Consider the following 13,450-nt stretch of genomic DNA (forward strand, 5'->3'; position numbering starts at 1 on the left):
CACACGGTGGACAGTAGCGGCATTTTCAGGCCGTCAAAAGCGACCATGCTCTCGTACTTCGTTAAGCTACGTGCATGGAAAAGGACAATCCGTGGCGCAGCCTCGCCCCCGGCGTGTGGGTACGGCGCTGGCATCGGCTCGACCTCAACCTAGGCCTAGTGGTGGGCAATGAACGTTGTCTGGTGATCGACACCGGATGCGACCTCAACGACGGTCGGCAACTGGCCGAGGAGATCCGCAACATCACCGATTTGCCCTGGCAGGTGGCCTATACGCATGACCACTTCGACCACTTCTTCGGCACGGCCGCCTTCAGCGATGTCCAGGCGGTCTGGGCCGCCGCTTCAGCCGAGGCATTCACCGTCTCCGCCGAAATCGCACGCACGCATTGGGCCGCCAACTTCGACAGGCAAGAGCGCCCGGACCTGGCTGCGGCGCTGCGAGAGACCCCGTTGGTCGTCCCGGATCGACTCCTCACCGAGGACACCCACCTAGATCTTGGCGGCCGCACCGTCACCTTGCGACACCCTGGGCGTGGGCATACCGCCTGTGACCTCATCGTCGAAGTACCGCCGATGGGCGAACGGATGAGCAACACTTCAGCGACCAGCGTCGTGTTCGTAGGAGACCTGGTCGAAAACGGTGCTCCCCCACAGTTCGGGGACGCCTTCGTTCACGAGTGGCCTGCCACCGTCGCCTCAACACTGCGAAGTAGACCGACCATCGTGGTCCCCGGCCATGGCGAACCGACGGATCTTGCCTGGGCCCTCGCCCAGCAGTCGGACCTTAAACGCATCGGCGATCTCTGCGAACAGATTAGGGATGGCCTCCTCTCGGTGGAAGAGGCCATCCCTGCGAGTCCCTGGGACGAGCCGACTTTGCGCCAGGCGCTCAGCCGACTCGACTAGGAGTCAGATGTGGACTATTGATTGCCCGGACCAGAGGTGTCGGTGTAACCCGTTGGCCCCTGGTTGTGCGGCGGATAGTTGGGCCCCTGAGGCGGGTAATTGGGCCCGGCGGGCGGATACCCGTGGGGCGGGTAGCCCGGGGGCATGCCACCGGCGGGCGGCTGCTTGCGGAAGAACTGGTTGGCCGCGGGCAGTGCCAAGAACACGATAATGAGGATGGAGCCCAGCAGCAATAGACCCAGCTGAATGTACTCGTTGATCTCCAGCCAGGCCGGAATAGCCTGTTCAAAGGCTTCCATAACCTCGGCTTCGACTTGTTCGTCTCCTGAGGACACCTGCATCGTGGCATCACGCTGACCAAAGGCGCCTGGCAGCCCACAGCATGCCAACCCGATGCTGGCCAAAATCCAGGTCAGAATACGAGCAGGCCGCTTGGCCTTACTGTTGAGCAGAGCCAAGATGGCATAGAACGAGGCGAAGACGAACAGTAGGATAGCGACCAACACCAGCATCATCAGGACGACGGTATCGATCATCTCCATGTCGGAGGCCGACAACTGTTCGCCCGATTCGCGGATCGCCGACTCCGCCAGGTCTCTGACTTCTCCTCGCATCGAAATGAACCCGATGCCGGAAATGACCAAGCTAATGGCGGTGGCATACATCAGCCACACCGCGGCCGTGACGACTCCGGGGCGAGGCGGGGGCCCTGCGGGTTGATGCATCTGTTGCTGCGGTGGTGGATATGCCATAGAAACCTCTCTCAATGCGGTGATCTTGCCCCATCTTAAGCCGAAGGGGCAACTACCGTACCCATCATGTGAACATCCAATCATTTGCCTCATATGCCCAGCCAACGGCCTTCTCACATGCCCTTGGGCATCGGGCGAAGTGGGAGAAGGCGCCTATTGCACGCAAAGTCGGTTCTAGGCCCTCTAGGCCCCAGCACTTGGGGCTTTGGACAGTGAGGTCTTGGCGCAGCGGCCTTCTGGTCGCAGACGAATTTCTCATGCTTGCTCCCACTGGGCGCTGATTAAGGTTGGCGTGGTCCTCGAAGTCGCCCCCATGCGGGGAAGGTGGCATTCGGGCTGTCGCGTGAATCGTCCTTAGGGGACTATGCAGCGGTAGGCTTCACCATTGACATCGACGAGGTGTCCGACCAGGGTGAGGCAGATACTGCCGGGTCTCGGCGGATTGACCACCGTCGGTAGGAGTAGGTCATGTGCTCCATTGCAGCCTTAGTTAGCCTGACAAAAGTGTGGCCACAGCTGTTGCACCCGTCGCTATCGACGAACTCGACTTCAAAGGCTGGTTTGGGTTCGATGTAAATGTGAGCAATGGCGCCAGCCTTCAAGCCTTCCTTGGCAGCTCGCCTACCAGTTCAATCACATCATTCTCTTTCATTGCTTCCCCGTGACAGGCCAGTGTGCCCGGACAATTCAACGCCCGGGCACACTGGGACCAAGTTGTATTACTCGCGTCCGGCCAGCACGGCGACGGGTCGATCGGACTGGGAGTGATCCGGTGGCGGCGAAGGACGCATGTGTTTCTTCCGCAACGTCGTAGCGACCATGATCATCGCCAGCACCACTAGTGCCGCACCGATGGCGGAGGTGAGGTGAATACCGTTGGTGAACGCGGTGTTGGCCGCGTCCATAAGGGCCGCCCCTTCCTCAGCCTCCATGCCGCGTGAAGCATTCACCGCACCGCCCAAGGTCTCCTTCGCGGCCGCGGGAGCCTCGGCGGGCAGGTGGAAACGGTAAAACGCCGACAGGACACTTCCCAGGATCGCGACCCCCAAAGCACCGCCCAATTCGTAGGCGGTCTCCGAGATCGCCGAGGCAGCTCCGGCACGCGCGGGCGGAGCCGCGGTGAGGATCGCACCGTTGGTAACCGTCTCCGCCAGCCCGATCCCCACACCGATCAGGCCAAACGCCACGGCGACGAAGATAGCGCCATCGGATTCCGGTAGTTGGGTGAGGGCAACAAATCCAGCCAACACGGTCGTCAACCCCATGAGGATAATGGCGCGCAGCCCCATCCACCGTGACAGTCGCACCGCGATGAAGCTGGTGACGACGGAGAGCGCCAGGCCTGGCAACAGCACCAGCCCCGCGTTAAACGGGGAAATGCCCAAGACGATTTGGAGATATTGCGTGAGGAAGAATAGGGCCGCGACCATCGAGAAGACAATCATCAGGTTGGTCGCCACCGAAGCGGAGAACGTGCGGATGGTAAACAGCCGGACATCGATCAGCGGGTGTGGCAGTCGCAATTGGCGGCGTACGAACCATGCCCCCACGGCCAGACCAGCGACCAATGCGGTCAACGCCAGGGCCAGGTTGTCACCGGTGGCTAGTTTCTTGACGCCATAGACGACCGGCAGCATTGCCGCTAGCGACAGCACCACACTTGGGAAGTCGAATTTGCCTGGTTCGGGGTTGCGTGATTCGCGTAGGACCAGCGGCCCCACTCCGATGATGACGACCATGACCGGAACGGCGAGCAGGAAGACCGAACCCCACCAGAAGTGTTCGAGTAGCCATCCGCCCACCAGCGGGCCAGCGGCCATTCCACCGGAGAAGGCGGAGGCCCAGATGGCGATGGCCAGCAGGCGCTGACTTTCGTTGGGGAACATGTTGCGTAGCAGCGACAAGGTCGATGGCATGAGGGTCGCTCCGGCGACTCCCAGCAGCACGCGCGCGGCGATGAGCATTTCGGCTGATTGCGAATAAGCGGCCACGACTGAGGCGACGGCGAAGCCGACCGCACCAATCATGAGCAGCCGGCGGCGGCCGATCCGGTCGCCAAGTGAGCCCATGGTGATGAGTAGGCCAGCCAGTACAAATCCGTAGACGTCCACGATCCACAGCATTTGAGCGCTGGTCGGTGAGAGGTCCTCACTCAGGTGCGGCACGGCAAAGCCGAGCACTGTCATGTCGATGGCGATAAGCAGGACCGGAAGGGTAAGCACGGCTAGGCCGAGCCATTGGCGCAGGCCAGCGCGGGGTTCCTCGCCGGAGAAGGAGTTGTCGTGGGTGATCGTCTCGGTGGAGACGTTGCCGGTAGTCATCGATTCCTCGTAACATTAGTGTACCGTCTGGACGGTAAATAAAACCGTCTGGTCGGTATAGTACCGCGACTCGTTTAGGATGTTCAAGGTGAAAACCAATAAGCGTGACCTAATTCTCGATGCCCTCCAGGACATCCTGGTCAATGACGGTACGGCGGCGGTGACGCTCGAGGCCGTAGCCGCCGCGGCCGGAGTCTCCAAAGGGGGGCTGCTCTATCACTTCCCCAGCAAGAGCGCGCTCTACACCGGGCTCGCCAAGCGGCTACGCGAGGCCGAAGAACTGGAGTTCGCGCGGGCCCGCCAACAAGGCATCGTGGAGGGATTCCTGCGCTCGTCGATCACGGAATCGACAGAGGGCAAGGCGGGCTACTGGGCGCTATTGACCGCACTGCAAGGCCGCCGGGAAGACCTCACCGATGAGGCCGTGGAGCATTTGCACTACGTATTCAACGAGTGGTCTGTACTTTTGGCCGAAGAGGTTGACGATCCAGCTCTCTTGGGCATCATTCGCCTGGTCGGGGATGGCCTATTCCTCACCGCGATCTCCGGGCTTCCCCAAGCGGGCCCCGAGGTTATCGACGCGGTGGTGGAGCGACTGGTTTCCCTCGTTGAGGTCGACAAGCAAGCATGAGGCCACATGGCCGTGCCTCACACCTGGGACATGACCCACCCCATGCCCCCGCCAGGCAGCTACCTACGTGACAGCGTGTGGCTTCGGCGTGACGTCAGCGCACCACTCTTTAAAAGTTACTGACAAGTATTCCACAGGGGATTTACCTGCTAATTAGCTCTGACCTCGGTATTCAACCTGCTCCCACTGAGCGACGATGAGCAATCGAAACTGTTGTATATATTGATATTTCGGCGCGAATTGCATAGTCTGATGGGTGCCCTGTCAACCAACCAATTCGTGTCCTTGAGGTTTCCCAACCTGACACATGGCTGCTTGTGCTTACCCCCTTGAAAGGCACGCACGATGAAACTACGCAGAACTTTCGCCGTTGGCGCGGCTGCCACCATCGCCGTGGCCAGCGTCTTTACATTCCATACCGCCGCCCATGCTGATCAGGAGATCATCGAACTAGGTGACCCCCGCGCCGACGCAGTTAGCCCAGTTGACCCCAGAATCGTCGAGGCCATGGCCGAGGCGAACGAAGAGACACCCGCCGAAGTCTATAACCGACTGGCCGTGCAGGACCTTGCCTCAGAGGTGGAGGAACAGTGGCACGACCATCCGAACTTCGGTGGTGTGTGGGTCGACGAAACTGCTGAGGAGATCTTCCTCGCCACCACCGACGCAAAGGCCATCGTTGATCCGCGGGCCACCACCGTCGAGGTGAACTACACGGTCAGTGAGCTCGCCGAGTACGTTGACCTCTTGGTCAATCCAGCTGAGGACCATTCCGAAGCCGACAGCTTGGCTTCACCATCCCAACTAGAGACTGACGACGTTGATTCGGAACGCGACAATGGCGAGATGCGGATCAACGGTCCAGGCATCCATGGCGGATTCGTCAATGTCATGGGAAACCTCGCCGTTGTCGAAGCTGTCGACTCCGAACCGATCGAGGAGCTTGCCGCGCGGGAGGGAATCCCCAGTGATGCCTACACCGTCGACGTGCGCGACGAGGGCAACGAGACGTTTCTGGCCGACCTAGACGCCGAGACCCAGGTTGGTCTCCAACCACGATTCGACGACAATCCCAACCACATTTACGGCGGCGACACCTACCACGCTGGCGGAGTTTGCACCGTGGGATTTGGCGTGATCAAGGCCAACGGTGGCGCCGCATTCGTCACGGCTGGACACTGTGGTTCGGTTGGTACCACCGTCACCCATGGAACTGCTGAGGGAAGCATATTCACTCAGTCGGTCTTCCCCGGTAGTGACGCGGCGGTCGTTGACGTTCCCCCGCACAAGACGATGATGAACGCAGTACGCGCGGCCAGCCATGTCGTGCAGATTCAAGGCAGCAAAGAGGCTCCGGTCGGTGCCACGGTATGTAAGTACTCGATGTTGCATGGAATCAGCTGTGGGGTTATCGAGGCGCGCAATGTGTCCGTAACCTACCCCCAGGGAATGGTCCGGGGTCTCACGCGGACCAATATATGCTCCGAGCCTGGAGACTCTGGTGCTCCGGTGATCAGTAGCGCTCACGCCCAGGGAATCGTCTCGGGTGGCTCAGGCAACTGTTCGATGGGCGGAACCACCTTCATACAGCCCATCAACCCGATACTGAACGCGTGGAACCTGACCCTAGGTGGAGCGACGCCTCCCACCACCTCATAGCGCCTACCGGCAGCTTAGAGAGCCGGATGCGTGTCCCGCCGCGCCCTTAACATCACCAGTGGTCGGCAATCCGTGGATTGCCGACCACTGGCTTTTGCCCTTCGTCTTTGGTTCAAGCAGGACTTTGGTCGCTATGCACCCAATCCGGAGGAGGTGCCACGCCTCGCCGATTCGGTCACAGTCTCACCCACAGCCACTGTCGAGGCGCCCTCAAGGCTGTCACCTTCGGTCGCGGTCGCGCTCTCGGCAGCAACCTCCGCTGCGTCATCAGCACCGATCACCGGCACCGACCGCAATGCGATCAATCCAAAGACAGCCAGGATGACCAGCGCAATCGCCCCACCGAGTGCACCGATGACGATTCCGGAGGTGAACGCCTCTTGTCCCTGGCTCAGCAGCGCCACCGCGACGTTCTCACTCAGGTGGGTAGCCGCCATGCTTGCCGCAGCCAAGTTGTCCAGCGCGGAAGACGGAACGTCACCTGGCAGATCGGCCGCACTCATATCCCGCACATAGACGGCTGTCATCACACTTCCGAAGACCGCCACCCCGAGCGCGGCCCCCAATTCCCCGGCGGTCTCCGACAACGACGAGGCGGACCCAGCCTGATGTTTCGGAGCCGAGCTGACAACCAGATTGGTGCCCAAGACGATCATCGGCACCGTTCCCAAGAACACCAGAACTACACCGGTCATCAACACGGCCATCCCGCCGTCGGCGGACAGCTGGGTGAGAATGGCCAATCCCAGTGCGGCGACCATGATGCCGGGACCGACCAACAACGCCGGGCGCACATAGCGGGCGGCAATCGGCACCAGGATCGAGGCGACAATATTGACCACGATCGGCAGCAATAGCCATAGGCCAGTCTCCAGGGCCGAATAGCCCTTCACGAGCTGCGCGAACTGAACGAAGGCCATGATGATGCCCGATACCAGGGTAAGTGTCAACATCATCAAAGCCAGAGTGGTGCCGAAGGCACGGTTGGCAAAAAGAGTCAAGTTCAGCAGTGGGTCGGCCAGCTGTCGCTGACGCTTCAGGAAAAAGTATCCGAACCCGGCTCCGATGACAGCCGCGATCAACACCGAGGGCTCCGGACCATTCTTGGCGAATTCCTTCAGCGCGAAGATGATCGGCAGAATAGCCGCGAGCGACAGACCCACACTGATCAAGTCCAAGCTCCCAGCTTTCTCATCCTTGAACTCCGGCAGCATGATGGGACCAAGAATCAGCAGCAGAGCCATAACGGGAACGCCCAAGAGGAAGACCGAGCCCCACCAGAAGTGCTCCAACATGACCCCGCCGACAATCGGCCCAATGGCAGTACCTCCAGTGAAGGCGATCATCCACACGGCTATGCCCAAGGAACGCTGCTTGGCGTCATGGAACATGTTCGAGATCAACGCCAGGGTCGAGGGCATCAGGGTGGCCCCGGCGATACCGAGCAGGGCACGGGTGACAATAAGCATCTCGGCCGACTGAGAATAGGCCGCCAAGATCGAGGCCAGACCAAAGGCTGCCGCCCCGATCAGGAGCAGTCTGCGACGGCCGATCCGGTCGCCTAGCGTCCCCATGGTGACCAGGAAGCCAGCGATCATAAATCCATAAATGTCCAAGATCCACAGCAACTGGGTGGAACTGGCCGACAGGTCAGTGCTCAGCTGAGGGGCGGCCATGTGCAGCACGCTCAAATCCAAAGCCAGCAAAAGGGTCGGCAGTGTCAACACTGCCAAGCCCAGCCACTCCTTGGTCCCAGCTCGCGCTGGCACGGTGACGGAAGTTCGCATGAGTGTTCTCCAAGTTTGGTGGTGTCGGCCCCAGCGCCAGACCACGGCTATGGGGGACCGTCGGGCAGTTGTCGGCGATCTCCCATTGACTGTTTCAGCAGCATGGGCGGCTATACCGCCTTCGAACCGACGAAATGGTTCAGTAGGTTTCCCACTCGCCATCGCGAGCAATACCCATGATGCAATCTGTGACTGACGATCGCATTTCAGTTTTCTTACGGCCCGTCTTTCCAGCCCGGCAAAAATTCCCCCCAGGGCGGATAATGTTGAGCAATGCAGTTTGGAGTACTCGGTCCCCTCCAGGTTTGGACCGACGATGGATCACCCGTTGAAGTGCGAGAACGTAAAGTTCGGCTTCTCTTGGCCGCCTTGATTCTCGAACCCGGTCGAGTCGTGTCGGCTGATTGCCTCATCGACAGCCTGTGGGGAAGGCAACTTCCCGCCAAACCCACGGCCGCCCTCCAGACGAAGGTCTCCCAACTACGGCGTGACCTAGAGTCGGCCGAGGCCGGTGGGCGAAAGCTCGTGCGACACATTGCCGGTGGATACCAACTCGACGTCGACAAGAACGCTGTGGACGCGGGCCGATTCGCCGAACTGGTAAACCAATGCAACAACTCCGACAATCCGCACTCAGTGGTCCAGGCAGCCGAACAGGCTCTCGCGCTGTGGCGCGGAGACGCGCTCGGTGAGCTGGCCTCAGAGCCATTCGCGCTCTCGGCGATTAATCGCTGGCAGGAGCTGAGGCTGATAGCGCAAGAACGTCGCCTCGCCGCCAAGGTCGAGCTGGGCGAACAAGCCGACGCGATCCCCGAAATTGCGGAACTGGTCGGGGATCATCCCCGCCGCGAGACATTGCGCGCGTTGCACATGGAAGCGTTGTATCTGGTGGGACGACACGAGGAGGCACTGGAGTCGTTTCACCAGCTACGCTCCCGGCTGGACGAGGATTCTGGGCTAAGGCCCGGGCCCCGACTGCGGTCGCTATATCTCGACATTCTGCGCCACGATTCGCGTCTATCGCACGAGGAATGCCACAGCGGGAACTTGCCAGCCGACCTCAACTGCATCATCGGACGAGAACGTGACGTAAAGGACATAACGTCTCTCCTTGAGCAGCACCGGCTGGTCAGCCTGGTGGGGCCCGGCGGGGTGGGAAAGACCCGGTTGGCGTTCCAGGTGGCCCGAGAGCACACCCGCGACCGCCAGCGCCCGGCCTGGCTCGTCGAGCTCGGAACCGTCCCCGGACAGCAGCGAGCCACATGTGAGTGGACGGTTGACGACATCGCCTATGCGATTATTCGCGCGCTGCCTGCCCAGTTCACCGGTCCCCCGCCGCCGTGCACCGACGATCAACCAATCACGCTGCGCGAATGCCTAGGTCATGTGTTGCGTGGGCAGGACTTCCTCCTCGTCTTGGATAACTACGAGCATGTTCGCCCGGCCGCGGCCCAGGTGGTCTCTGACTTGCTGCACGCGGTTCCAGGAGTGTCGGTTCTGGCCACTGGTCGCGCCCCTCTACATATCCCGGCCGAGCAACGATGGCCGGTGGCCCCGTTGGGGCTGCCCTCTCCTGACACCGCGACGGTATCGGGAGCCATGGAGTTGTTCCGGCAACGAGCCTCGGCCTCGGCGCCTGACTTCGCTCTGACCGAGGACAACATCGATCAAGTGGAGGCGATCTGTCGCCGTTTGGACGCTCTGCCACTGGCGTTGGAGTTGGCCGCGAGCCAGGTTGCGACTTTGGGCATCGCGGAGCTGGCGCGCCGTCTCAACGGAGGCGTCCCGCTGCCGCCGGTGCGGCGCTGGGGGGTCCCGGACCGACAGCGCACGATGAGCGACACTCTCGAATGGAGCTGGTCACTGCTCAATGAAGACCAACGAATGGTGGTGCGACGGCTGTCTGCGTTCCGTGGACCATTCACCCTCACGCAGGCAGTCGCCCTATGCGGAGACAGTGCGCTATCGCTGGTCCACATCGACGAGATCATTGCCGAGCTAGTCGACCAGTCACTGTTGCAGCTCACCACCACCGATGCCGGTGTGCGCTATGCGATGTTGGAGACGACCGCAAACTTTGGCCGGTCCAAGCTGCGCCAATCGGGCGAATTCGATGACATCATGCGTCGGGCGCAACGAGCGGCGCGACTAGCCAGGCGCTAGCTGGACCAAGTGGCGGCCGAGTTCGCGATGCGGAAACCCTACGAGCGGTCGGTTCCTTATATCCCAGTGGGTTCGCCGTCTCGGTGCCAGCCATTCGCCCGGTGGCGAAGACTTAGCACTATTTTCAGGTAGCGCACGTGGAGAATCGGGCAATGAACACAGCTTGCCGGCGCTCGGCCAAGCTGTGGCCGAGCGCCGGCAAGCATAGAGCGATGTTGGCCCGCTGAGAGCGGGAACGCACTCGATATGGCCGCTGGGCGAGTCTGCCTACGGCACTCCGGCTGGGACCGAAGGCATTTCGCGCAACAGTCCCTCTTGTACCGCCGAGGCCACGTGGCGGCCATCGCTGGTGTAGAACTCTCCCCGGGCCAATCCACGTCCCAGGGAAGCGGTTGGGCTCGAAGAATCGAAAAGGAACCACTCGTCGGCGCGGAACGGCCGATGGAACCACATCGCGTGGTCCAAGCTGGTGCCCAAGTATCCACCTGGTCCCCATACTTGGCCGTGTTGATTCAACACCGTGTCCAACAACGTCAGATCCGAGGCGTAGGCAAGCATGCACGAATGCACCAGCTGGTCGTCGGGCAGTTTCCCGTCGACCTTCATCCATACCCGCTGTTCGGCCGCGGCCGGACGTTGCCCCACAGCGGCATAGCCCGACTGGCCCACATAGCGCACGTCGATCGGGCGAGGCGTTCGCGCCCAAATTCCTAGTCGATCGGGATGCGCTTTCAACACCTCATGCAACGAGGGGGTGTCTTCGGGCTGCGGCACATCGGGCGGTATCGGGTCGCCGTGTTCGAGCCCCACCTCTCCGATGTGAAAGGAAGCCGACATAAAGAAGATCGGCTTTCCGCCCTGCAAAGCGGTCGCGCGGCGCACCGAGAACGACCGGCCGTCACGAATGACATCGACCGAGTAGATGATGGGGCGTTTCGGGTCACCCGGCCGCACGAAGTAACCGTGCAGCGAATGCACATTGCGGTCGGCAGCGACCGTGCGGCCTGCGGCGACGAGAGCCTGTGCGGCTACTTGTCCACCAAAGACTCGCTGCAACTCGGTAGTCGCACGCCTGCCACGAAACAAGTTCGCATCGATCTTCTCGAGGTCGAGGACATGCAGCAGCTCATCCACCGCGTCCTGTCCTACCAGTACTTCCACCACTGTTATTCGTCTCCACCTATCCGGTGCACGCGAATTGTGTTGGTCGACCCCGGAGTTCCCGGAGGCGACCCTGCCACGATGATAACGGTGTCCCCCGTCTCGGCGAGCGAATTGTCTCGCATCGCCGCATCTACCTGTTCGAACATCGCGTCGGTGTGGTCGACGTATTCGACCAGATAGGCCGAGGTACCCCAGGACAGTGATAGCTGATTGCGCACCGACTCAATCGGAGTGAACCCATAGAGCGGCATGTCGGGCTTCAACCGCGACATGCGCCGCAACGTGTCGCCGGTCTGAGTGAAGGCGACCAATGCCTTAGCACCCAGGGCTTCGGCAAGAGAGGCTGCCGCCGCCGTGACCGCGCCGGGCTTGGTGCGGGGGGCGTGCTCCAACGAAGGCGGAGTGAAGGGTCCTTCCTCGGTTCTGGTGACGATCTGCGCCATCGTGCGCACGGTCGCGATCGGGTAACGGCCCACTGAGGTCTCACCTGAGAGCATGACCGCATCCGCGCCGTCGAGCACAGCGTTAGCCACGTCGGAGGTTTCAGCGCGGGTCGGTCGCGCGTTCTCAATCATCGAATCCAGCATCTGGGTCGCCACGATGACGGGCTTGGCGTTCTCGCGCGAGAGCTGAATTGCGGCCTTTTGCACCATCGGCACCTCTTCGAGCGGCATCTCCACTCCCAGGTCACCACGAGCCACCATAATGCCGTCGAAGGCCAGCACAATTTCTCGCAGGCGCTGCACGGCTTCGGGCTTCTCAATCTTGGCGATGATCGGACGACGCACGCCGACCTCGTCCATGATCTTGTGCCCGAAGCGGACGTCCTCGGGGGACCGCACAAAGGACATCGCTATCAGGTCGACCCCAAGGTCAAGGGCGAACTTTAGGTCGGCGATGTCCTTTTCGGAGAGCGCGGGAACACTAATGGCCACATTGGGCAACGATAGGCCTTTATTGTCAGAGACCGGGCCGCCTTCCACCACGAGACATTCAATGTCCTCGCCCTCGACGCCGAGCACTTCCAGCGCCAACTTGCCATCGTCAACCAGCAGTCTGTCGCCCTTGCGGGTCTCGGAAGGCAGCTTCTTATACGTGGTGGAGACACGCTCGGCGGTACCTTCGATGTCTTCGGAGGTAATGAAGACCCGGTCACCGGCATTCCACTCGACTTTGCTCTCGGCGAACCGACCCAGGCGGATCTTCGGTCCCTGCAAGTCGGCGAGAATGGCGACCGGTTTTCCAGCTTCGTCAGCCGCCTGTCGCACCATGCGATATACCGACTCATGGTCTGCTTGCGTGCCATGGGAAAAATTCATTCGGGCGACATTCATGCCAGCGTCTATCAACGCTGACATACGTTCGGGCGTAGCCGTCGCCGGACCAATCGTGCATACAATCTTAGCTCTACGAGTCACTCTGTGAGCTTAGTCGATTGACTTATCTCACTGCCACGCGATAGCGGAACAATATTCATATTGCTGGTGCCCGATTCCTCCACTGATCACAGAAAAGCCAGTTCAGGGCATCGAAGAATGGTTTCAGTCCCGATAAGGATCGTTACCGACAAAGATATGGCGCGTTATGCACAGTAGTTGTGATCAATCCCGCCCCATAAACGCATCACGAATGAGCGCCTGCTGCCATTTCGCTCGCCGCAGACGCAATTCAGCGAAGTCGTCGACTTTGACGTCTTCCATGTATCGCCGATAGTCAGCGCGCAACTTCGCCGATCCATAGGCCATTCCTACCAAACCGACAACAAGCGCCGTAATCGCCAACGCCGACGATGGCGCGTTGGCTGTCGCACACGACACGACGAGCAGCCCTAGGGCCGCGATCATTCCCGTGTAATAGATGCGGTAGCCCCAGATTGCCTTTCCGTAGCGCTCCGAGGCACGCACGGATTCCAAGCTGTGGCGGGGTCCGGTTTCTTCTGACACCCCGTCAGCCTAGAGGCAAACGGTGTCTCAATTCAACCGCTATCGCCGATCCCGTTGCCACGCAATGCTTCTGCCAGAAGCGGCACAACGTGAACTCGAGATCGGCCCTGCCACTTCCGTCC

10 protein-coding genes are annotated in these 13,450 nt (G+C 60.9%); 4 read left to right on the plus strand and 6 right to left on the minus strand.

Features of this window, described 5'->3' with window-relative positions:
• Positions 1-74 precede the first annotated feature (74 nt).
• Complete coding sequence (locus JQS30_RS09145) at positions 75-908, plus strand: MBL fold metallo-hydrolase (protein ID WP_213169985.1); 834 nt, start codon at positions 75-77, stop codon at positions 906-908.
• Positions 909-922: 14 nt separating this feature from the next.
• Here JQS30_RS09145 and JQS30_RS09150 read toward each other — a convergent pair whose 3' ends face one another.
• Complete coding sequence (locus JQS30_RS09150; RefSeq protein WP_213169986.1) at positions 923-1,660, minus strand: hypothetical protein; 738 nt, start codon at positions 1,658-1,660, stop codon at positions 923-925.
• 719 nt (positions 1,661-2,379) lie between these two features.
• Positions 2,380-3,981, minus strand: a complete 1,602-nt coding sequence (locus JQS30_RS09155) for an MFS transporter (protein ID WP_213169987.1) — start codon at positions 3,979-3,981, stop codon at positions 2,380-2,382.
• Positions 3,982-4,069: 88 nt separating this feature from the next.
• Between JQS30_RS09155 and JQS30_RS09160 the strand changes: the two genes are divergently transcribed.
• Together JQS30_RS09160 and JQS30_RS09165 are read left to right on the plus strand one after the other, a co-directional pair.
• Entirely contained in the window at positions 4,070-4,612 is a 543-nt protein-coding gene (locus JQS30_RS09160; RefSeq protein ID WP_213169988.1) for a TetR/AcrR family transcriptional regulator, read from the plus strand.
• Positions 4,613-4,957: 345 nt separating this feature from the next.
• Positions 4,958-6,271 (plus strand): S1 family peptidase, encoded by a 1,314-nt coding sequence (locus JQS30_RS09165; protein WP_213169989.1) that lies wholly within the window; start codon positions 4,958-4,960, stop codon positions 6,269-6,271.
• A 131-nt stretch (positions 6,272-6,402) separates the two neighbouring features.
• On the opposite strand, the gene JQS30_RS09170 is transcribed toward JQS30_RS09165, so the two are convergent.
• Complete coding sequence (locus JQS30_RS09170) at positions 6,403-8,058, minus strand: MFS transporter (protein ID WP_213169990.1); 1,656 nt, start codon at positions 8,056-8,058, stop codon at positions 6,403-6,405.
• 273 nt (positions 8,059-8,331) lie between these two features.
• Here JQS30_RS09170 and JQS30_RS09175 point away from each other — a divergent pair, with 273 nt between their 5' ends.
• A complete protein-coding gene (locus tag JQS30_RS09175) occupies positions 8,332-10,221 on the plus strand; it encodes an AfsR/SARP family transcriptional regulator (RefSeq protein WP_213169991.1) in 1,890 nt (629 codons plus the stop codon).
• 267 nt (positions 10,222-10,488) lie between these two features.
• Here the strand turns inward: JQS30_RS09175 and JQS30_RS09180 are convergent, their stop codons facing one another.
• From JQS30_RS09180 to JQS30_RS09190, 3 genes are all read right to left on the minus strand, one after another.
• Positions 10,489-11,391 carry an acyl-CoA thioesterase gene (locus JQS30_RS09180; protein WP_343076208.1) on the minus strand — a complete coding sequence of 301 codons (903 nt, stop codon included), beginning with the start codon at positions 11,389-11,391 and terminating at the stop codon, positions 10,489-10,491.
• Positions 11,388-12,803: a pyruvate kinase gene (gene pyk / locus JQS30_RS09185; protein ID WP_213169993.1), complete on the minus strand. Its 1,416-nt coding sequence runs from the start codon at positions 12,801-12,803 to the stop codon at positions 11,388-11,390. Before pyk ends, JQS30_RS09180 begins: the two co-directional genes overlap by 4 nt.
• A gap of 183 nt (positions 12,804-12,986) precedes the next feature.
• A complete protein-coding gene (locus JQS30_RS09190) occupies positions 12,987-13,328 on the minus strand; it encodes a hypothetical protein (protein ID WP_213169994.1) in 342 nt (113 codons plus the stop codon).
• Positions 13,329-13,450 lie beyond the last annotated feature (122 nt).

Source organism: Natronoglycomyces albus (genome assembly GCF_016925535.1).
GTDB classification, from domain to species: Bacteria; Actinomycetota; Actinomycetes; order Mycobacteriales; family Micromonosporaceae; genus Natronoglycomyces; species Natronoglycomyces albus.

Bases quoted from the DNA above. Each gene is read 5' to 3' on its own strand.
- JQS30_RS09170 (WP_213169990.1), bottom strand. From the start codon at position 8,058: ATGCGAACTTCCGTCACCGTGCCAGCGCGAGCTGGGACCAAGGAGTGG.
- JQS30_RS09155 (WP_213169987.1), bottom strand. From the start codon at position 3,981: ATGACTACCGGCAACGTCTCCACCGAGACGATCACCCACGACAACTCC.
- JQS30_RS09150 (WP_213169986.1), bottom strand. From the start codon at position 1,660: ATGGCATATCCACCACCGCAGCAACAGATGCATCAACCCGCAGGGCCC.
- JQS30_RS09165 (WP_213169989.1), top strand. From the start codon at position 4,958: ATGAAACTACGCAGAACTTTCGCCGTTGGCGCGGCTGCCACCATCGCC.
- JQS30_RS09145 (WP_213169985.1), top strand. From the start codon at position 75: ATGGAAAAGGACAATCCGTGGCGCAGCCTCGCCCCCGGCGTGTGGGTA.
- JQS30_RS09175 (WP_213169991.1), top strand. From the start codon at position 8,332: ATGCAGTTTGGAGTACTCGGTCCCCTCCAGGTTTGGACCGACGATGGA.